Raw genomic sequence first — 20,930 nt, 5'->3', positions numbered from 1 at the left:
AAATGATGCGAAGGAGGAGCAGAGTATGTCAGAGAAGCAGAGTGAACACCGGGCTTTGCTGAGTAAGGTGCCAGAGGTCACGATGTTCTTTTGGATAATTAAGGTACTGTGTACAACGGTCGGTGAGACATTTGCTGATTTTCTCAATTTCAATCTGGGATTTGGCCTGACTCTCACGACGGTCATTATGGGAGTTGCCTTTTTTGTTGTACTGTATCTGCAATTTCAAGCGGCAAGCTATAAACCGGGCATTTACTGGACCACGGTTGTGCTGATCAGCGTATTCGGCACGCTGGTAACAGATAATTTGACGGATGCTTTAGGAGTTCCGCTGGAGCTCAGTACGTTGGTCTTTTCCTTGCTGTTGGCGCTTACGTTTATGCTGTGGTACCGCAATGAAAAAACGCTTTCCATCCACTCGATTTATACGAGAAAGCGGGAGACCTACTATTGGCTGACCATTCTGTTCACCTTCGCGCTTGGGACGGCAGTGGGTGATTTATATTCCGAACAGCTGGGCCTTGGCTATCTGAACACAGGGATTATGGTTGCCGTCATCATAGCCTGCGTATTTCTGGCATGGAAGCTCCTGAAGCTGGACAGCATCCTGGCATTCTGGGTTGCTTATATTCTCACCCGCCCGCTCGGAGCATCGTTGGGGGATTACTTGTCCCAGCCGAAGAATAACGGCGGCTTAGGCCTTGGCACTACGATTACCAGCCTTATTTTCCTGGTTGCCATCTTGGCCATTGTTGTGTTTCTGGCTGTCACCAAGGTGGATCTCACAGCTAAAAGGGAAGAGGCAGAAGTCCCCGGCAGGAATCGTGCTTCCACACAGACCATCGCTGTACTGTGCCTGTTCCTGGTGGCGGGAATTGGCGGCTATATGTGGCGGAGCGCGTCTATTGCCGCAAAAACGGATTCTTCTCAAGCCACCTTGTCCGGCCAATTGACAAGCTTCATTCAGCTTGAACAGGATATGCTGAACAACGTAAACACCAATCACTTCAATGCCGCGAAGAAGCAAGCAGACACCTTGGAGCAGGAATGGGATACAGCCGAGCCGAAGCTTCGGAAAATCGACAGCGCATCCTGGACAAAAATTGACGGAACCATTGACAGCGTTCTGGCAACTGTTCGCTCCTCTAATCCGGATGCCGGCAAATGCAAAAGTGCCCTGAACGATTCTCTGAACACCTTGAAAAAAGTGAATCAGTAGCAACCATGTACCGCTTGGGGCCGATCCTCAAGCGGTATGTTCGTTTGTGGGGGCAATCAACTTGGAGCATTGTACCCTCTTTGTTAAAAATATTCTGAATAGAAAGGTAAAAGAGTTGCTTTATGGAAGCTGTCACCCTATAATGTGTTTACATTCCTGATTTAGGAAGTGAATTGGAAGATGGATTGTGTAAATAATGGATCAATCCAGAGTTTGGTATGGTTTTCGGGAATAGATAGGCAGAATCAGGGCGAAATGAGGAATCTACTTGGGGTACGAAATTGATAATCTGGACCGCGGCATTATGAAATGTCTTTCGAAGGATGGGAGAATGTCCTTCACCGAAATTGCGTCCCAGCTGGATGTGACGGAGAAAACCGTCCGGCTGCGCTATAAGAATCTGATCGATCATGGGGTGATGGAGGTTGTCGGGGTGGTGAATCCGACGGCGCTCGGCATCAAGTCCGGTGCCATTATTCAGCTGAAGGTCACATCGCGGGCCATTCATCAGGCCATTGCCGCGCTGAAGGAAATCCGGGAGGTCCGCTATATTACCATGATTACCGGCCCGTATTCGCTTCTTGTGCAGATTGCGGTTCCGGGGCAGGAGGATATTACGAGCGTGCTGTACCGGATCAACGACATTCCGTGTATTACGGAGGTCAACACGATTATCCAGCTCGATGTCTACAAGAATACATACGACTATTTTTAATAGAAGGGGGAATGGGAATGCGAGTGGTACAAGCTGAGGATTTATACAGGCTGAAGTCAGTGGCGAACCCGCAGCTTTCGCCGGATGGACATTCGTTTGTGTATGTGGTGACAACTATTGACCGGGAGGCAGATGCGTATACGTCCCACCTGTTTTTTCAGGAGCTGGACAGTGATGAGTCCGTGCAATGGACATTTGGAACGGGGAACAACCATACACCGCGCTGGTCACCGGATGGAAGCAGCGTCGCCTTCGTTTCCAATCGCAGCGGGAAGAATCAGCTGTATGTGCTGCGTGTGAACGGCGGGGAAGCGAGACAGCTGACCTTCCTGCCGGGCGGTGCAAGCAATCCGGTCTGGTCGCCGGATGGAACGAAGCTCGCCTTCACCACGTCACTGCCGCCGGGAAGCACGGTGGCTGACAAGGAAGAGAAACAGGCGGATCAGCCTGTTCCGCTTGAAGTCACCCAGATGAAGTACAAGTCGGATGCCGCAGGCTTCTGGAACGGAAATTATGCGCAGGCTGCGATGGTGGACGTGGCAAACGGAACGCTGACGCAGCTGACGGATGCCCGCTATGATGTGCGGCTGTACAGCTGGTCGCCGGATGGCGCACAGCTGGCGGTGGGGGCCAACATCAGCGAAGACCAGGATTTGTCGTTCCATCAGGATGTGCTGCTTTTGGACGTTGCCAGTAAGGAGCTGCAGTCTGTGACAGGGGGCCGCGGGTATTTCGAGCATGCGGTGTGGTCGCCAGATGGCACATACGTGGCCATGACCGGTCATGAGCGGACGTATGAAAATGCAACGCTGCCCAAGCTTTGGCTGTATGACACGGCAGCCGGCACGTTATGCTGCCATACCGCATCATGGGATGTGCCGGTGGGAGACTTGATGATCGGTGATTTCCAGCAGGGGGCAGCAGCTCCTGCCATCACTTGGGCGGATGACAGCAGTCTCTATTGCCTGGTGACCGAGCAGGGCAGCACCAATCTGTATACGGTAGGCCTGAACGGGGACATCCAACCGATGTATACAGGGGAGCAGCATTTCTACGGACTCTCCATCCATTCCGCGTCACAAACAGCAGTGGCAGCCATCAGCACACCGACGGAAATCGGCGATTTGTACCTGCTGTCCTTGGGTGATGAATGTCTGTCAGCCAAGCTGACTGCGGCGAACGAGGATTTTGCACTGTCGAAGCCGGAAGCCTTCACCTATGCCGGGGCCAAGGGCTGGGAGGTGCAGGGCTGGCTGATGAAGCCCGCCGGTTTCGAGGAAGGCAAGAAGTATCCGCTTGTGCTGGAAATTCACGGCGGCCCGCACGCGATGTACGGCAACACGTATATGAACGAGTTTCAGATTCTGGCAGGGAAGGGCTATGCAGTCCTGTACGTGAATCCAAGAGGAAGCCATGGCTACGGCCAGGCCTTTGTCGATGCGGTGCGCGGCGACTATGGCGGCGGCGATTATGAGGATGTGATGCTGGCGGTGGACCATGTGCTTGCCAACTACGATTTCATTGACGAAGCACGCCTTGCCGTCACGGGCGGAAGCTACGGCGGATTTCTGACAAACTGGATTGTCGGCCATACAAACCGCTTCAAGGCCGCAGTCACGCAGCGTTCCATTTCCAACTGGATCAGCTTTTATGGTGTCAGTGACATCGGCTATTACTTCACCGAATGGCAGGTTGCGGCTGACCTCGGTGATGTGGACACGCTGTGGAAGCATTCGCCGCTTGCCTATGTGAAGCAGGTGGAGACACCGCTGTTGATTTTGCACAGCGAGAAGGATTACCGCTGCCCGATTGAGCAGGGGGAGCAGCTGTTCATTGCGCTGAAGCGCCTTGGCAAGGAAACGACATTCATCCGTTTCCCGGAGGAGAACCACGAGCTGTCCCGCAGCGGCCGGCCAAGCCTGCGCAAGAGCCGTTTGGACTATATTGTTGATTGGTTTGACACGTATATACAATGAAGAAACTTGTTTGTCCATGATTCATGGCACATGAAAAAGTCCGTTTTCCTCTTCACGTACGAGGAAAACGGACTTTTTATATGAGGCATTCTTTGCATACATCTTTCCGCAATCGTCCTGTTTCTGAACCTGGGCAATACGAGATATTGAAGCTTCTTTGCTGAAAATGGCTATATTATGAGAAGACAGCCCCTTGGTCCGCTTAACCTCCTTATTCCCTGAACCATAAGGAAAGAGCAGGGAGCGCCATGCTCCCTTTGTGGTTGAAATGATGAAGCAACGAGATGAAAGGTGATGTTTAGTAGTGGCTCATTCAGTTCGGTCATACGTTCAAGAAATGATTCATTTATATTCACAATACGCTGATGAAGCATATGCTCAATGGTCTAAGAATTATGTGAGAAACCAATTCAGCTTTTTAGGGATTCGAACACCGGAACGTCGAAGGTTAACCAATCAATTTATCAAAGAAAATGGGCTGCCAAGAAAAGAAGAACTGCATGATGTCATCTATATGCTCTGGGATCTTCCAGAACGTGAATATCAAAAAGCGGCCCTTGATATCCTAGCGAAAACAAAAAAGGAATTAACCACTGCTGATATGCCATGGCTGTCAGATTTAATCTTAAAAAAATCGTGGTGGGATACGGTTGATGTGCTTTCCCCTCATATTATAGGTTATATGTTTTCAAATAATAGGGAGCTCGTTCTGTCGTTTGCTGATAAATGGATTGATGATGAAAATATCTGGTTACAGCGGTCAGCGATCTTGTATCAGCTCTATTTTAAAAGTGAAACAGATGAAGAACGCCTATTCCGATATATTATAAGACGGGCAAATAGCGATGAATTTTTTGTACAAAAGGCGATTGGCTGGATATTGCGGGAATATGCCAAAACGCGCCCTGAAAACGTCATATCTTTTGTTGCCAACCATCAATTGAAACCACTGAGTAAGCGAGAAGCGTTAAAGCATTTCAAAGACATACTGATATAATGTTGTTAAAAAGGAAGGGGGAGCCCCCATAGATGGAGGTTCCCTGTATTCGTAGAAAGCGATTGAAGGTTTGGTATCTATGATGATAACTCGGTTGCAAGAGAGGCCATCAGTCGTTCGCATTCAGGACTTACGTGCGGGTTCTCCTGAACAGAAGGCCGCTGCGCTGCTATTCCCTCTTTGTGCTCCGCCGGCTTCTCCAAAGCAGAAAGGCAATATTGGCCGTAAATCCGAGTACGGCTAGGCTTGCGATGAGAATGATGGTGCTTGTGCTGAGGGAGTGCAGCTTGGGGATGATGGATTGAAGCAGATTGTTTGAGTCTGTACCGGGAGGATTTTGACGGGGAAGGGAGAGGTCGGCTGCGCCGGCGGGCTGGCTTTGATGCAGAAGAGGCACTTTTGCTTTGGGGGCGGCAGCGGCTTGGGGGTGCGGCACTTGAAGCCACAGGAGCAGAATGGTAAACAGCAGGAATAATTTTTTCATAGAGACCCTCCTTAAGTTTTGGGATATGACCCTCTTAAAAGGCGGAAAACCGTTTAAGAGGGCTCTATCTGCTGCTGGGCCAGCAGCGGGAGTAGATTGTCAAAAATGTGGGTGTTGCCATTATCATAGCCGTAGGCACCAGTCTGGGAATCGCGCAGCTGCTGCATTCTCTTGTACAGCTTCCCGGCAAGGTCCGGCTCATCAGATTCCAGCAGAAACAAAATGGTGAGCGCGTACAGCGCGGCAGACTCATAGTTTACAGAGGGCTTGCCTGTCCCCAGTGCATAGTGTCCGTACAGCCGCCCGTTCGGCTGCAGCTTTTCCTTCAGGAATTGCAGGTACTCTGGGGACGGAATTCCTGCCAGTATCCGATGATAGGCGACGTAGGATTGGTCAATGAGATTGATATCCTGGTCATAGGAAAAGCTCCCCTTCGTATAGCGGATGGGAAAAGCCCAGCCACGAGTTGGCAAATTCTTCAGGAAATCAACAGCCTCCTGATAAGAGCCGCCCGGGATAGCCCCATTGTCCTCGGCCAGCCGGATGGCGGCAGGATTGATGTAGGAAACGGTCAGTGATTCCTCCTGGGTCTGGCTTATGCTGTCATAGAAATCCACATAGAAGGAGCCGGCGCGGTTATAGCGCTGTACGGCCCGGCAAATCCGGTTGGCGTCCTCCTTGTAGGCCGGGTTCTTGAACTTCACGGAAGCCCCATACAGCGCTTCGGCAATTCTCCAGTCATCAATGAGCGCATTCACCTGTGTGCCGGGAGTTCCATCCTGGTCCACCTTCCACAGCAACAGGCCGTCCTTCATCAGAAAGTATTGCTGGACGATTTTCCAGTGCTGGTCAAACGCTGCTGCATCCCCTTTTTCAAGCTGATACAGCAGCCAAAGCCCGGAGGATTCCGACAGTGCGTCACGCCCGGCGGCCAGGTCCGAATCCGTCTCTGTCCGGGGCTTCACGTAGGTGGCCAGTGTTCCATTTGGATTCTGCAGCTTCTGCAGGATGAATCGCTCCGTCGGATTGGTGACGGGCAGGGATGGGGAAGCAGGAGGCCGGCTGGCTTGGTTCTGCAGCTGCTGCCAAATCCAAGCCGATGCAAGGGCCAGAATCAGGAGGATCGGGATGAAAAAGCGCCTCATCCACATCAGGCATCCTTGGATTGCTGCTGGAAGCGGCTTGTTTTATACCACTTGATTTCCTGCTTGAACAGGATACGCTTAATTTCCAGATACATTGCGTACATCACAAGGCCAATCCAGATTTGCGAATAGGTGAAGTACATCATTAAAATGGTCAGGAAGTTTTTCAGCGTCAGCTGTTTGGCTTCAATGGCAACAGTAAGAGCTGATTCGCTGACAAACAACAGGTAAGCCAATGCCATGAACAGCATCGTAATATCTGAGCCCGGCAGCTGGATGCCAAAGAACAGCCCATAGAGGAAAATGCCGTGCGAGAGCAGGATGCCGGCCAGGAAAATGAAATAGGTAAAGAAGAAATAGAACAGGTCAAAGTACAGGCGCTTCCGCTTGACGGACCGGAAGTTCATCATATACTTTGTCAGCACATACAAATTTCCGCGCGCCCAGCGTGTACGCTGCTTCCACCAGACCCGAAAGCTTTCCGGCTCCTGCTCCCATGTCACGGCACCGGGATAGAAGCGGATATGATAGCCAAGGTCGTATACACGGAGGCTGAGCTCCGTATCCTCAGACAATGCGTCCACGTCCCATCCGCCAAGCTCCTCCAGCACACTGCGGCGAATGGCAAAGTTTGTGCCCGGGATGGTGCACAGCTTCAGCCAATGCCAGCGGCCGCCCTGTGCCATCCACTGAAAGCAGATGGTTTCAATGTTGATGAATCGGGTCAGCAGATTGCGGGCAGCATTGATTACACGGAATTTTCCGACAACCGCGGCCGCCTTTTGGTCATGAATCAGGGCCATCGCAAGACGGTATACCGCAGGCGGCTCCGGCTCGTTATCCGCGTCATAAATCACAATGATTTCACCGGAGGATGCCGCCAATCCTTGGTTCAGCGCGCTGGATTTTCCGCGTCCGGCAAAGGGCGGCTTGGTTGCTACGCATGTAATGAAGGCATACTTCTCCGAAAACTCCCTGCAAATTTCGCCGGTGCGATCTGAGGAATTATCATTGATGACAATGACCTCCAGCTTGTCCTTTGGATAGATCAGGTTCGCCATGGCTGTCAGCGTTTGCCGGATGACAACCTCCTCATTGTGTGCCGGGATCAGCACACTCACCTTTGGCATATCTTCGTTTCGCAGGGTCTTCCATGTCTTCTCTATCTTTCTATAATGCAGAGAATGCAAGAAGCCGCCCTGCATGAGAAAGATATAGTACAGTAGAATAAACCAAATAATATAGAAGGAAGAGAGAAACAATGTCTCACCCATGTGCACTACCTCGCTTTTTCCAGGATATGTAACCAAGGCTTGCGGCAAAGAGGAGAACAGCCGCCCCGGCAACCGTGATAATCAGCTTTGAAAAAATGGATTGTACTTCAAATAGGCCATATTTAATCTTCTCCTTTAAGAACAGGTTGTCCTCTTTGGATTGGATGCCATCCTTTCCGCTTTGCACCTCAATGCCGGAGGCTTTAACAGAATTCTGCTGCTTCTTCAGGTCAACCCAGTTCAAGCCAGGCAGCTTCTTCAGTTCTTTCACAAGAACAAGAAGCTTCTCCAGTCCAAGGTTTGGGTGATAGAAGGCACCCACGTAGCCGTCGGAAAGCTGGATTTGCCGCTTTGCCTCCGCAATCATACGGGGAATTGGATCAATGCCCTTTGCCGTCAGCTCTGTATCATAGAAGCCGATGGTTTCCGGCAGCAGCTGCATGCCGTGCAGGAAGGATGGGGACGTCGCAAAGGAAGGCGCATAGCTGCTTTCTGCATCTTCATTGCTGATTTGCACCTGTCCCGCATAGGTGGAGAAATACTGGGATACAACCTGATAGCCTCTTTGGGACATTGCATAGTGTGGCGCCTCGAAAGCGAGCGGATAGATGCCGGACGCCACGAGCTCACGGATGCCTTTTTCCACCCGTTCCTTCGTGTAGGCCTCTTCAAAGGCCTGTCCCCTCTGCACATACTGGTTGTACGCGGCAGTATCCGCGAACGACTCCTTCTGCTTCAGCGGGGTGTTCTTGCTCTCTTCCTGAAAGATGGGCGAGCCGTGTTTGTAATCCCAGAACTCATAGCCCTCACCCGTTTTTTCATCCGCATGGTATTGGTGGGTGTAGCCGTGCTGCACGATGGAGCCGCCATGCTCCTGCATATAGCGGAGCACCTCCACCAGCCTCGGCACATCAGAAAGATGCTGGCCCGTATCGGCATTCACCGGGATCAGGCTGACCAGGTAAGGGATGTTCTGCTCCTTCAGATAATCGGCAATGTCGCGAAGCACCTTCGGATCTGAGCCGGGCCTGACATCTTCCAGGCGCAGGTAGGCGCTGTGCCCCTTGGCAGGCACCTTGCCGAAGACGGGAAAGAGTGCTTCCCCAAGGAGCTGCCCGTTCGCGCCGTCCAAATGCACAGATGCCATATAATAGCTCTGTTCCTTTTGCACCAGCAGCGGCTTGCCAGCCTCCCCCGGACTGTCCGCCTGCAAAATCACAGTGGCAGCCGGGTCGATGGTTGTACTGAACAGAGAATATGTACTGGCCTTTCCGCCTTCGTTCATAATTTCCCAGTTCCACCCTTTTGCCGGATAAGAGGCGCTGGTTGCATTCACATCCCCGCCGACAGCCACAAAGGAGTAACGCGTCGGCAGCTGCTCTGTGTTGTATCCAATAAAGAACAATACGCCAGGGAAGGAATCCAGGTACGCAATGGTTTCCTCAGACAGCTCATCCTTGCGCAGCCCCATATAAAACACATGGGTGTATGCGCCAGCCTTTGCCTGTTGAAATTGTGTTTCGTCCGTAACTGTAATGTCTTTGGTGAAATGCCCAAGAATGGAGTCCAAAATCCGTACTTCAGTCATCTGGGCTTCTGTCTCTGCACTATACAGAATCAGAACCTTTGGAGCTGGACTGGAAACCGGGGCAGCCTGTGAAAGGGCAGCAGTCTGCAGCCAAAGCAGCAGGCTGGCCAATACAAGAACCCATCTCTTCATATGACACATCCTTTTCACGTAATATTATGTTCTTTGTAGAGAACTTTTATATATCGTAACATACAGTGTAAAGGATGTAAAACAATGTATAATATTAAAATATCCTAGTGAAAGCGCCAAATTGCCCTTAGGAACTATGTTATATAAGTGCAGTTGGGAATTAAAATGCTGCATATGCGGCAGTTATAAGGAAAATTCACATTTGGTTCCTTCTTTATGGCTGTTTTCAATAGAGGTTTTGCTGGATTGGGGAAATGGTTATGCAATATTTGAATCATTCACAAAAAAGGAGGGGGAAGGGCTATCATCCCATGATAGAATCCGCTATAATTTTCCTGTGTTAAAGCTGGACTACGTATATGTGGAGGAATATATATGATTCTCATCATTGGAGGAAGCGGTGAGGCAGCAGACCTGTTGGCGGAGAAGCTGCTCTGGCAGCACAGAGTGGTGGTGCTGCAGCAGGAGCAGGCGGGCATTCCGTGGCGGGCTGTATTTGAAAAAGGGCAGCCTGAAAGTGAAGCGGACTTGGACCGGGTGTTCTCGCGCTACAGTGTGGACGCAGTCATCTATACAGCCGCATCGGAGCGGCTGACCCGAAGTGTACGGCTGGTGCTGGAAAAGATGCGGGAGTACCGGATTCCACATTTCATCTTTTCTGCCAAGGTGCAGCCGCAGGAGGAGAGAGCTGTGGAGCAGCTGCTGCAGGGGTTCCGGCAGAGTATATCCGGACAGCTGGCGCAGTGCGTGCTGCTGGTGGAGCGTTTGCTGCAGGGAGAGGGCAGGATTTTGCAGGTTTAAATTCTTTAAAAAGAATATGTGCCGGCTTTTCTTAAGAGGAACGGAAACAGAGACTCCCTGCTTTTGTTATAATACAGGCAGGGAGGTGGCAGGAGAATGATTCATTTCATAAGAAAACCGGGCTTGCTTTTGCTCATGCTGACGCTGCTGATCTGCGGCGGCTGTTCCGGCAAGCAGCAGACAGAGGAAGTGAAGGAGAAGGGGAAGCCGCAGGCCGTGGTTGCCGACCCGGAGCCGCAAAAGCCTGTGGCCGTGCAGCCGCCGGCAAAGCCGGAGAAGCCGCCGGTTCCTCCGAAGAAGTTTCTGGTGTATATTGATCCCGGACACCAGCGGAAAGCAAATACGGGACAGGAGCCGGTCGGCCCTGGGGCGGCAGAAACAAAGATGAAGGTGACAGGCGGCGCCACCGGAGTTGCGACGAAGAAGCCGGAGTATGTGCTGGCGCTGGAGGCATCCCTCATTTTGAAGGAACTGCTGGAGCAAAAGGGCTTTCAGGTGATGATGACGAGAACCACCCACGATGTGGACTTGAGCAACCGGCAGCGGGCGGAGATGGCCAATCAGCAGCATGCCGATCTATTGATCCGCATTCATGCTGACAGCAGCGAAAGCCAAGGGACGAAGGGGCTGTCAGTCCTTACGCCTTCTAATCAGAATCCGTACACGAAGGCCATTTATGAGGACAGCCTGCGGGCTTCCCAGCTCATCTTGAGTGAGGTCAAGAAAAACAGTGCGGTTTCTGTACTCGGCATTCGCTACCGGGATGACCTTTCCGGTTTTAACTGGTCGAAGGTGCCCTCCACCCTGGTAGAGATGGGGTACATGAGCAATCCGGAGGAAGACCGAAAGATGTCCGACCCGACTTATTTGCGTGCATTGATGGGCAATCTCGCAGATGGCATCGTGGCCTACGCAGCCGGCAAATAAGCCGGCTGTTTGTCATGCGGCTCTCCTGCCCATACTGTCAGGAGAAGGGAGGAAGCGGCATGACATTTTGGCTGAGTCTTCTGTTTGCAGTGGGATTTGCCCTCATTCACCTTTGCTCCAAGTATATGCGGTTTGTGAAGGATGCGCCGCGCAGCTGGTTTCTGTCGGCAGCCGGCGGGGTGGCTGTATCCTATGTGTTCATGCATCTGCTGCCGGATTTGAGCCATCACCAGCAGGATATTGAACGGGTGCTGAACCGTGGAATCGGCGAGTATGTGGAAAACCACATCTATCTGCTGGCGCTGCTTGGCCTGGCGATGTACTACGGCTTGGAACGGCTGGTGAAAAAATCGAAGAAGCAGCAGGCTGACAAAAAAGCTTCACAAGGTGTATTTTGGCTGCATATGGCGTCGTTCTTCTTATATAACGCGCTGATCGGCTATCTGCTCATTCGTGAGGAATCGGGGAATGGCTGGGGCATGTTCTTCTATTTTCTGGCGTTAAGCATTCACTTTATCACAATTGATCAAAGCATGCGGCGGGACCATAGGGATGTGTACGATAAGTACGGCCGGGTGCTGCTGGCTGCGGCTATCCTCATTGGCTGGGGCACCGGCGCGGCGATGAAGGTGAACAGCTTCTTCATTTCTGTTCTGGTCGCCTTTCTGGCCGGCAGCATCATTCTGAATGTGCTGAAGGAGGAGCTGCCGGAGGAGAAGGAAAGCAGCTTTGGCGCGTTCAGCATTGGCCTGGCAGGCTATACGGTATTATTGATGCTCATGTAAGGCAGAGGATGCAACAGTCCTCTGCCTTTTTCGCCAGCATCCGGCGGCGGTTGACTTTAATCAAACGTTTGATTAAGCGGGGTTCGACAGGATTTTTGCAGGATTCCAGCGGCTGGCCGTCGAAGGAGTGCGGGAAAGGAGTGGTGAGTTTGATTCAAAAGAAGCGGACGAAGCCGCTGAAGCTGCTTGTCCTGGAAGCATTTATGCGCCGCCTGCCTGCAACTCATGCGAAGCAGCAGGAAGCGGAGGCAGAGCTGGCCAAGGTCCGGGCTGGTTATCTCGGCGAACATTCATTGGATTTCTATCTGCGTCTTCTCCCCGAACAGGAATACCTCATTTTACATGATCTTCGCTTGTTGGACCGCGACTACTATTTTCAAATGGACACCTTGATTCTCCATTCTTCCATGCTGCTCATTCTAGAGGTCAAGCATATTTCCGGCGAGTTATCATTTGACCAAGATTTCCAGCAGTTGATCCGCTCCAATGAACATGGGCAGGAGGTGTTTCGCGATCCTGTTTCCCAGGTGGATCGGCAGGCGAGGCAGCTTATGCGCTGGCTACAGCAGCACGAGTGCAAGCAGGTGCCGGTGCATGACCTGGTTGTGCTGACAAATGACCGCTCTTTGGTCCGGGCAAATCCGCATGATGCCAGAATGGAGAAGGTGATTCGGAGTGCCGGCCTGCTGCCTCACATTGAGAGGTTGAGCGGGGGAAAGGCCTTGTTATCCAAGCGGGATATGACGGGTCTTGCTGAACGGCTGATCCAACAGCATCGGCCGGCGTCGTACCGGGTACTGGAGAAGTTTATGGTTCAGCCGCAGGAGCTGCTGGCGGGTGTGCATTGTCCTCAATGTAAACGGATGGGCATGACACAGATCAAGCGCATTTGGCGATGCTTGCGTTGTGGGCATCGGTCCAGGGATGCCCACTATGAATCGCTGCAGGACTATGCCCTGCTGCTGAAGCCGCAGGCGGGCAACAAGGAGCTGAGAAGCTTCCTGGGCATTACATGTGAAAGGCTCATGCTGCGGATGTTGGACGAGATGGAGCTCCCGCATACTGGGAATGGCAGGGGCAGAGTGTACCAGATAGGCGCGGGAATGTCTGGAATTTAGCTGAATTGTAGGAAAGGTAGCTTGAATTGTGGGAAAGCCTCGTTGAATTGTAGGAAGAGGCGCGCGAATTGTAGGAAAGAACGAGTGAGTGTCGGGAATCTAGCTGAATTGTAGGAAAGCCCCGCTGAATTGTAGGAAAGAGCAGCAGATTGTCCGATATAGTCCTCCATTTTAAAAAACAAAAACAGGCCGGGGATCCCCCCGGCCTGTTAGAATGCAGCACCCAATTGGAAGAGTGATTTGGATACAACGAAGCGGGCCGTCATGAGCGGGTCGACAACTTGGCAGATTTGCGTCTGGCCGGCAGCGCTGAGCGCCATGATGAGCTCGGCCAGCGGCAGGTCCACGCGCGGGTGGAGGTAGTCGGCCATCTGTTCGACAGAGAGGCGGACGGCTTCATCGAGCGTTGGTGCGGATGCAATCGTGACAAGCTCTGTGTCCGTTTCCAGCATCGGGCTCGGGATGCTTTGTCCTTTCATAACGTCCAGTGTGACAGTGACCTTGCCGGCCACTTCGACGCCGGAGACGCCGATTTCGCCGTCGCCCATCGCCGCGTGCAGGTCGCCCAGTCCAAAGAGCGCGCCTTCCACGAAGACTGGGAAGTACAGAGTAGCGCCTTCAGTAATCATCTTGTTGTCCATGTTGCCGCCGTGCGCGCCCGGTGTGCCGCAGGAAACGGCTTCGCCAGCCGGGGCCACACCGATGACGCCGATCATCGGGTTCAGCGGAATGCGCAGATTCTCGTTGAAGACGACATGGCCATCCTCAATCGCGAAAGGACGGGCCACATTATGCGGCAGGCGGTCGCCAAGGACACCAAGGCCCGGCCCGACCGTCATGACTCCTTCAGGGGCGAACTCAATCCGCTCGATTTTCACCCGCAAAATGTCGCCCGGTGCGGCATCTTGTATGTAGACAGGACCGGTTGCCGGGTTAATGGCGTTCCAGTCCAGTGTCTGAAACTCCTCCGTATGGCGGAGCTGATTGGTAAAACAATCGTAGGTTTCCAAAGAAATGGTGGAACCGGATGCTACTGTTGCGATCGGTTCATTTGTTTTGCTGAATGCGTACATGCATGCTTCGCGTGTAAATACTGTCATATCTTACCCCCCTTTTCTTCTATGTTATCTGAATATTCTTGACGATTCAATACCATCCTGAATTAGGATACAATAAGAAGCAAATGAGTTAGCGAGGCGAATGTGATGACAGAGAAAAAAAGCTTTGCCAAAGGGTGTGCCTGGGGCTTGCTGCTGGTGCTGCCCTTTTGGATCGCCGTAGGCTACTTGATATGGAAGCTGCTGTAACAAGGAATTTTTTGGATAAGGATCGAACTGTATACAGGTATGATGTTGCAGGGAGATGATAGGATGAAAAAGGACGTTCGAACAGCAGTCATCAAGCAGGAGCTGGTGGCATTGCGGCAGGTGGGCGAGGATTGCTACGAAGCGAAGGGCAAAGGCATTCAGGTAACGGCTGTGCGGAAGCAGGCCAAGGATGGCAGTCTGTATGTGGACCTGTCAGGCAAAGGCGCCAAGAAGTATAAGGCGGAGATTTTGGCGTTGCTGGAGGAGGCTGGTTTTGCGGCGCAGCAGCCGGTGCTTCAGCTGGAAATCAGCCCGCATGAGCTGGGCGGCTATCATGTGAAGGGCCGGAATGTGAGTGTGACGGCAGCCATTAAGCGCGGGCAGACTTCAGCAGACTTCGGCTGGGAAGGATACCAGCTGTCCGGCCGCGGCGCGGAAAAGCACCGTGAGGAAATCTTGGCGGCAATCGCGGCTTACCGGGAGGAGCAGGAGCTGCATCCGTTGCTTGTGCTTCCGCCAAGCCATCCGGCGCAGCCGGGGCAGCAGGTGCGGGTTATCGGCAATACGATGCTGGGGCGGCAGCCGAACGGCAAGCTTGACGTAACGGCCGAGAAGGAAAAGTATGTGGGCGCCGTCGCCGAGGTAAAGGAAATCCGGCACTCTCTGCAGCAGGGCACACAGTATGTGCTGGCCTTTTTACAAGAGGAACTGGAGGAGCAGCAGGCGGCTGAGGGCGGACATGTATTCGCCAAGCGGGAAGTGCTGCCGGTATGAACAAAACCCCCTGTGTCAGGGGGTTCTTTTCATGTAAGCCATGACGCGCGCATCATCCTCATGCGGATAGGCAAAGCCAAAATGCTCCGCGACAAAGACAGCCTGCTTGCGGAATAAGTCGCACATGCCAAACAGGGCCTGCCATATGTGCTCATAGTCTGCATCCGTATAAGTCGCTGTGAATTCCCGCCATTCCTCCGGGGTGAGATAGCGTTCCAAATACTTGCCGGCCTTGCCGGTGCTGACGGTAAAATCCGTGCGCACCCCGACGGACCAATTCAGCATTGTGAGGAGCACATTGCGGTTGATCTGCTCGTACATGAACATCGCATAGGGAAGCTCGCGGCGCCAGAGGCCCTTGCTGATGTTCAGGCAAATCCACCAGAATTCATTGCAGATGTCGGCGAACTGCTGAGCTGAGGGCGGTTTCACGAGGTAATCCCGGTTGCTTGGCGCCTGCAGCGGCGGAATGCTGCCGTCCTTATCGAGCAGCAGGACGTTCAGGCTGTCGAGTTGCAGCAGCCGGCCCTCGGGCATGAGAGTCAAATCAATGCGATTGCCGTCCTGAAACTGCATCAGATAGATGAAATGCCCGGTGTTGTCAGCCGGTGGCAGCACCTTCGCTTCCGGCATCTGCATCATGATGCGCGGCCCAAAGCGGTCCACCCAGCTGTGGTCGGCGGTGAAGGAATCAATGTCCCGGACAATATAAATGATATCGTAATCCTGAAACTGATCCTTCGGGGCATCCGGATTGGTGCGGGAGCCGCCAAGGATCACAGCGCGGATCCGCTCATCCTCCCGTGCCGTGGACAAAATCAAGTTCATCATGTCTTGCTCTGTGCGCATGAAGCATAACCTCCTATTCAAAAGAAAAGAACGGCACATACGCCGTTCCTTCCATGCTTTAGCCGGCCCGATGCTGCTTGTGCAGCCGTGCTGCTTCTATTGTATCAAAAAGGGAGTCCAAGCGCGCTGTCAAATGCGTCTTCTCTGGAGAAGCAGGAAGCGCCCGGATGATTTGCTGTGCCTGCATGGCCAGAACAAGGGCGTTTGCCACGCCGCGGCTTGTGTCAAGCGGCAAGGCCTCTGCCTGTCCGAGAATATGGCTGGCCTTTAAAGCTGGCAGCGCTGGCTGCACCTTGCTCCAAAGCACGCCCGTAATAGCTTGGTAGCCATCCAGATTTGGATGGATGTCTTCCGGGTTTGGCAGGTAGGCGAACGGGTTGGCCGCAAAGGCGGCGGAAATGTCCACGTATGTGGCGCCGGAAGCTTCTGCAGCACGTTGAATGGCTGTGTTGAGTGTGTTGATAATAGGGAGTGTGCTGCTTTGCTGGATGGACTCCGGCAGGTAAGGAAGCGCGTTGTAGTAGCCGATGACGAGAACCTTTGCCTCCGGGTTTGCTTGCTTAATGGTTTGGACGGTCGCAGCGATGTTCATGCCGGCTGTCTGAACCCGGCTCATGATTTCCGCTGGATTCACAGCCGGCTGTGTGCCGGTTGCAAGGGCTGCCGTTAAAATTGGGAGCACATACCCAAGCAAATCATTGGCGCCGGCATGGACGGTTACAACATCCGCCTTCTTCAGTTCGTCTCTTGCAGCAGCTGCTTGTCCCAGGACGCCTCCTGATGTGGCACCGGAGTAGGCATAGCGCTTTGTCCAGCTTCCCAGATAACCGGCCTTGTCAATCTTGCCGGCCAGCATATCTGCATAGCCTGTCCCTGTTCTCTCGCCATAAGGCGTTTGCCCGGCGGCCAATGAGTCGCCAAGCGCAACGTAGGAGATGCCTTCCGCCTTCACCGGCTGATTGCTTGCCGCACTCGCAAAGCCTGACCCGAACACCGTAAGTGAAAGAGCCAGTGCCATGCCTGAAATCCAAGACTTTTTCCCCATTTCATTTCCCCCTTATTTCAAATAGAGTGATAACCTCATAAATAGTATAACATTTGTTCTTGAAAAAGGACTACCATTTATGGATACTTTTGTAATATAGGATGTTAATAGAGCCATAGCTGATATAATAAGGGTTTCTATCAGCAAAAAAGGTTTTGTGTTAGTGGTTTACAGTTATATGGATGTTCGATATAATGAACAACATATGAATATCTCCTTTCTATATAGAAAGGTATGAGAATTTGCATCCCTTGCAGTATAAAAGCAGAGGAACTGATACATACTGAATATCAAATGCAGCATGTCAAGATTATTATAATTCTTGTATATTTTATTAACGATGTAAAAGAGGAGCAGCGGTATGATTGAAATTAAGGATTATACATTGAAGTCTGAAATTCTGAAGTCACTGGGGCACCCGATCCGCCTGGCCATTGCAGCTTTGCTGCTGAAGCGGGGCAGTGTGAACGTGACGACCATCCACACGACGTTGGATTTGCCGCAGTCTACAGTCAGCCTCCATTTGAATCGGCTGAAGAGCGGCGGTGTTGTTAAGGGAACCAGACATGGCCTGGAGATTTATTATGAGCTGGCGGACCAGCACGTGCGCGACACATTGAATGTATTTTTGTAAGCAAGAAAGACAGCCCTGCACGGAACTGCAGGGCTGTTTTGTGATGGTTCCGCAGAGGCAAACTCATAAATTCCTTACATCCTTATAATTTGATATTTACAGAAAACATATAGTTCTTTATAATGAATCTAAGTGCAGTACGGATATATGAAGTACAAGGTTATATACAGATGAATGTTCTTTCTATAGAACTTGACGGGGGGAAAGAGGATGATACAGACTGATGAATATGTTGAGAAGGCGGAGGTTTTGAAAGCGATGGGACACCCCATCCGCCTGGCTATCGCAGCATTGCTGCTGAAGCAGGGGAATGCAAATGTAACAACGATTTATACCGCATTGGATTTGCCGCAATCCACGGTCAGCCTTCATTTAAATCGGCTGAAAAGCGGCAGGGTTGTAAAGGGAACGCGGCATGGCCTCGAGATTTACTATGAAATCCTGAATGACCGGATCCGTGAAACGCTGAAGGTGTTTCTCTAAAGACACACGTTGCCTCTTAAAAAAAGAAAAACCTGGACGATGCCAGGTTTTTCAGCTGCTGTGATTTTGCAAAAGCTGCAGCAAATCTTGTGCCTGCAGCGGCTTGCTGAACAGATAGCCCTGCATTTCGTCACATTGCCATTCCTGCAGCAGCTGCCGCTGTCCCTCTGTTTCTACGCCTTCTGCGACCACCTTCAGCTCCAGCCGCTTTGCCAGACTGACGATCAGTTCGGCAATTTGGCGCTTCCGTTCATTCTCTTCAATGCCGTCGATGAAGGAACGGTCGACCTTCAGCGTATCAAGCGGGAACGAATCCAGATAGCTGAGGGAGGAGTAGCCGGTGCCGAAGTCATCCACTGAAATAGAAATGCCAAGCGTCTTGATGCGATGCAGCGCTTCTGTGGTTCCCTGCTCCATCAGGGCGCTTTCCGTAATTTCCATTTCAAATTGGCCGGCCGGAATGCCATAGGCTGCCAGGATGCTCTGCAGCCGCTCCGTCATGTTCTCTATGTCTGCAAATTGGCCGGCAGAGAAGTTCACCGCAATCGGCACCTCATAGCCAAGCTGCCGCCATTCCTGCACATGCCGGCAGGCCTTCTCCATGACAACCTCCCACAGCTGGGAAATCAGTCCTGTCTTCTCCGCAATCGGAATGAAGGTAATTGGCGAGATAAAGCCCATATCCGGATCAAACCAGCGGACAAGCACCTCTGCTCCGGTAATGCCGCCATGCTGCAGGCTGACCTTCGGCTGGAAGTACACGTCCAGTGTTTTCTTTTCAATGGCGTGCGCCAGCTTATCCTGCAGCGCCAGCTCTTCCTCCACTGCACTATGGGCCATGCCGTACATGACAAATTGATTTCCGCCCTGCTTCTTGGCATCGTACATGGCAATATCGGCGAACCGGATGAGCGACTCCAGTGTGTTGGCATGCTCGCTGAACAGGCTGCCGCCGATGCTGACCTGCACAAGCAGCTCCCGCTCGTCGAGGACAAATGGAACCTGCAGGCAGCGCAGCACTTGATCCGCCAATTCGTGAACCTGCTCGTGGGACGTGATGCCGCCGGCTGCGAGAATGAACTCGTCGCCGCCTTGGCGGGCGATGAAGACATGCTCCGGCAGGCAGCTGCGCAGGCGGGCGCCGAGAATTTGGATGAGCTCGTCGCCGACATTGTGGCCCTGCACATCATTGACAAGCTTGAAGTTATCAATGTCCACGAAGAACAGGGCCACCGTTTCAGCTGTATGCTGTGCCTGATTCAACAGGTCATTCACGTAAGCCTGCATATAGCGCCGGTTTGGCAGATTTGTCAGCGGGTCATGGTTGGCTTGATGCTCAATCAGCTCCTGCTTCTGCCGCAGCTCCTCCGTAAATGCCTGCAAATTCGTGCTCATCATGTTGACGCTGTTGGCCAGCACGGTGATCTCATTTTTGCCCTTCACGTATATGCGCTCGCCAAAGCGGCCGGAGGCAATTTCATTCACCTTTCTCACGATGCGCTGCATCGGATTTGTAAGAGATGCGGCGAAGAAGCGGGCAAACGGGATAATGCCGAGCAGAATGAGCAGCGACAGTCCCAGGTAATGGTTCAGCTGCTTCAGCAGCTCCTTCTCAATCACTCCATAATCGAAGGAAATGGCGACAACGTAGGCATTTCCATCCACCTGAATCGGGTAAAACATTTTTAAAATGTCCCGCTTGGCGATGTCAGCCCGGTATTCGGCAGGCTGTTTGGCCTTGACGGCCTGCCGGATTGCCAACATGTCCTTCTGCTTCTTCGGGAACCAGTAAGAGCCGGCAACCACGGGGGCATCCTTCAGGCGCGTGTACGTATTGCCGTTTGTCTGGACAGCCACGTCCGATTTGCCGAAGGTGTCCGGGTTGAACACCGTAATATCGAGCACGCCTTCCGTGCTTTGCTGAATTTGCTCCAAGATTTTGGACGGGCCGAACTGCCGTTCATAGGTGAGGACCCTGGCATCGCGCATAAAGGGGTTGATCATATAGTCTGTGGCGCCGTCAAAGTAATAGCCGTACTTATCCACATGGTCCGGGTCGCTGGCGGCAATTTCAATGGGGCCGCTCCAATAGGAGGGCAGCACCTGCCCTTTGCCGACCGTAATCGGCTCACGGCGCATGAGCTGCAAGAAGGCGTCATTCCAAAATCCCCACTCTCCGGTTGTCAGGCCAATCTCCTTCTCATCAGTGGATTTCACACCCACGACTTCCTTGCCGTCAGGTGTGGGCTGGAACAGAGTAATTTCATCCACGCCAAGCAAGTGGGCCAATCCCTGCAGCTGCCTGTTTGAAATATCGGCGGCTTTGGGAGGGAGCGCCAGGCGGGCTGCGATGGAGGCCGTGCGAAGGTGTTCCCCAAGCAGGCCCTCCACATAGAGCGCCCCGGCATCTGCCTGCTGAATTTGGTAGGCCACCGTATTGGAAATGAGGCGGAGCTCCTGCCGTTCCTTGCCGAGCAGTATATCCTTCAGCCAGTACAGATGGAGAGCGTTGTTACAAATTAAAATACATGCAACAAGTCCCGTGAACAGCCACGAGACTCTATTACGTATCGACATGAAAATCCTCCTCTGCCAAATGTATATTCACCCCATATTATTGAAATTATATATAGTTAAATATATCAGAATAATAATGAGGCTGGCAGGGAAGATTGTT

General features: G+C 52.4%; 19 protein-coding genes. 11 read left to right on the top strand and 8 right to left on the bottom strand.

Features of this window, described 5'->3' with window-relative positions:
• Window positions 1-25: 25 nt before the first annotated feature.
• From NK662_RS04640 to NK662_RS04625, 4 genes are all read left to right on the top strand, one after another.
• Window positions 26-1,219: a COG4705 family protein gene (locus NK662_RS04640; protein WP_254757739.1), complete on the top strand. Its 1,194-nt coding sequence runs from the start codon at window positions 26-28 to the stop codon at window positions 1,217-1,219.
• A gap of 268 nt (window positions 1,220-1,487) precedes the next feature.
• Window positions 1,488-1,934, top strand: coding sequence for an Lrp/AsnC family transcriptional regulator (locus NK662_RS04635; protein WP_254757738.1), 447 nt, complete (start codon window positions 1,488-1,490; stop codon window positions 1,932-1,934).
• Between the two features lie 11 nt (window positions 1,935-1,945).
• Window positions 1,946-3,910 carry a S9 family peptidase gene (locus NK662_RS04630; protein ID WP_254757737.1) on the top strand — a complete coding sequence of 655 codons (1,965 nt, stop codon included), beginning with the start codon at window positions 1,946-1,948 and terminating at the stop codon, window positions 3,908-3,910.
• 304 nt (window positions 3,911-4,214) lie between these two features.
• On the top strand, window positions 4,215-4,907 hold the full coding sequence (locus NK662_RS04625) for a DNA alkylation repair protein (protein WP_254757736.1): 693 nt from the start codon (window positions 4,215-4,217) through the stop codon (window positions 4,905-4,907).
• 169 nt (window positions 4,908-5,076) lie between these two features.
• Here NK662_RS04625 and NK662_RS04620 read toward each other — a convergent pair whose 3' ends face one another.
• Genes NK662_RS04620 through NK662_RS04605 form a run of 4 tightly spaced genes read right to left on the bottom strand, consistent with a single transcriptional unit; the run spans window position 5,077 to window position 9,530 of the window.
• The gene (locus NK662_RS04620) at window positions 5,077-5,391 is read right to left on the bottom strand and encodes a hypothetical protein (RefSeq protein ID WP_254757735.1); all 315 of its coding nucleotides are present in this window, start codon (window positions 5,389-5,391) and stop codon (window positions 5,077-5,079) included.
• Between the two features lie 53 nt (window positions 5,392-5,444).
• Complete coding sequence (locus NK662_RS04615) at window positions 5,445-6,536, bottom strand: glycosyl hydrolase family 8 (protein ID WP_254757734.1); 1,092 nt, start codon at window positions 6,534-6,536, stop codon at window positions 5,445-5,447.
• A gap of 5 nt (window positions 6,537-6,541) precedes the next feature.
• On the bottom strand, window positions 6,542-7,810 hold the full coding sequence (locus tag NK662_RS04610; protein ID WP_254757733.1) for a glycosyltransferase family 2 protein: 1,269 nt from the start codon (window positions 7,808-7,810) through the stop codon (window positions 6,542-6,544).
• Window positions 7,803-9,530: a polysaccharide deacetylase family protein gene (locus NK662_RS04605; protein WP_254757732.1), complete on the bottom strand. Its 1,728-nt coding sequence runs from the start codon at window positions 9,528-9,530 to the stop codon at window positions 7,803-7,805. The genes NK662_RS04610 and NK662_RS04605 overlap by 8 nt, the downstream gene beginning before the upstream one ends.
• A gap of 375 nt (window positions 9,531-9,905) precedes the next feature.
• Here NK662_RS04605 and NK662_RS04600 point away from each other — a divergent pair, with 375 nt between their 5' ends.
• From NK662_RS04600 to NK662_RS04585, 4 genes are all read left to right on the top strand, one after another.
• Window positions 9,906-10,331, top strand: a complete 426-nt coding sequence (locus tag NK662_RS04600; RefSeq protein ID WP_254757731.1) for a Rossmann-fold NAD(P)-binding domain-containing protein — start codon at window positions 9,906-9,908, stop codon at window positions 10,329-10,331.
• Between the two features lie 96 nt (window positions 10,332-10,427).
• Window positions 10,428-11,258 (top strand): N-acetylmuramoyl-L-alanine amidase family protein, encoded by an 831-nt coding sequence (locus NK662_RS04595; protein WP_254757730.1) that lies wholly within the window; start codon window positions 10,428-10,430, stop codon window positions 11,256-11,258.
• Between the two features lie 59 nt (window positions 11,259-11,317).
• Entirely contained in the window at window positions 11,318-12,043 is a 726-nt protein-coding gene (locus NK662_RS04590) for a hypothetical protein (RefSeq protein WP_254757729.1), read from the top strand.
• Between the two features lie 149 nt (window positions 12,044-12,192).
• Entirely contained in the window at window positions 12,193-13,161 is a 969-nt protein-coding gene (locus NK662_RS04585) for a nuclease-related domain-containing protein (RefSeq protein WP_254757728.1), read from the top strand.
• 209 nt (window positions 13,162-13,370) lie between these two features.
• Here NK662_RS04585 and NK662_RS04580 read toward each other — a convergent pair whose 3' ends face one another.
• The gene (locus NK662_RS04580; protein ID WP_254757727.1) at window positions 13,371-14,261 is read right to left on the bottom strand and encodes an acetamidase/formamidase family protein; all 891 of its coding nucleotides are present in this window, start codon (window positions 14,259-14,261) and stop codon (window positions 13,371-13,373) included.
• A 270-nt stretch (window positions 14,262-14,531) separates the two neighbouring features.
• Here NK662_RS04580 and NK662_RS04575 point away from each other — a divergent pair, with 270 nt between their 5' ends.
• On the top strand, window positions 14,532-15,242 hold the full coding sequence (locus NK662_RS04575) for a hypothetical protein (protein WP_254757726.1): 711 nt from the start codon (window positions 14,532-14,534) through the stop codon (window positions 15,240-15,242).
• Between the two features lie 15 nt (window positions 15,243-15,257).
• Here NK662_RS04575 and NK662_RS04570 read toward each other — a convergent pair whose 3' ends face one another.
• Both NK662_RS04570 and NK662_RS04565 read right to left on the bottom strand, forming a co-directional pair.
• Complete coding sequence (locus NK662_RS04570; RefSeq protein ID WP_254757725.1) at window positions 15,258-16,091, bottom strand: aminoglycoside 6-adenylyltransferase; 834 nt, start codon at window positions 16,089-16,091, stop codon at window positions 15,258-15,260.
• A gap of 58 nt (window positions 16,092-16,149) precedes the next feature.
• Entirely contained in the window at window positions 16,150-17,136 is a 987-nt protein-coding gene (locus tag NK662_RS04565) for an SGNH/GDSL hydrolase family protein (protein ID WP_254757724.1), read from the bottom strand.
• Between the two features lie 361 nt (window positions 17,137-17,497).
• On the opposite strand from NK662_RS04565, the gene NK662_RS04560 reads away from it, so the two are divergent.
• Both NK662_RS04560 and NK662_RS04555 read left to right on the top strand, forming a co-directional pair.
• The gene (locus tag NK662_RS04560) at window positions 17,498-17,770 is read left to right on the top strand and encodes an ArsR/SmtB family transcription factor (protein WP_254757723.1); all 273 of its coding nucleotides are present in this window, start codon (window positions 17,498-17,500) and stop codon (window positions 17,768-17,770) included.
• Between the two features lie 210 nt (window positions 17,771-17,980).
• A complete protein-coding gene (locus tag NK662_RS04555) occupies window positions 17,981-18,253 on the top strand; it encodes an ArsR/SmtB family transcription factor (protein ID WP_254757722.1) in 273 nt (90 codons plus the stop codon).
• A gap of 51 nt (window positions 18,254-18,304) precedes the next feature.
• Here the strand turns inward: NK662_RS04555 and NK662_RS04550 are convergent, their stop codons facing one another.
• Window positions 18,305-20,830, bottom strand: coding sequence for a putative bifunctional diguanylate cyclase/phosphodiesterase (locus NK662_RS04550; protein ID WP_254757721.1), 2,526 nt, complete (start codon window positions 20,828-20,830; stop codon window positions 18,305-18,307).
• Window positions 20,831-20,930 lie beyond the last annotated feature (100 nt).

Origin of the sequence: Ectobacillus ponti (genome assembly GCF_024294785.1) — a bacterium.
GTDB lineage: Bacteria > Bacillota > Bacilli > Bacillales > Bacillaceae_G > Ectobacillus > Ectobacillus ponti.
Note: the sequence above shows the minus strand (reverse complement) of the source record. Positions and strands in the feature narration are given on the sequence as shown.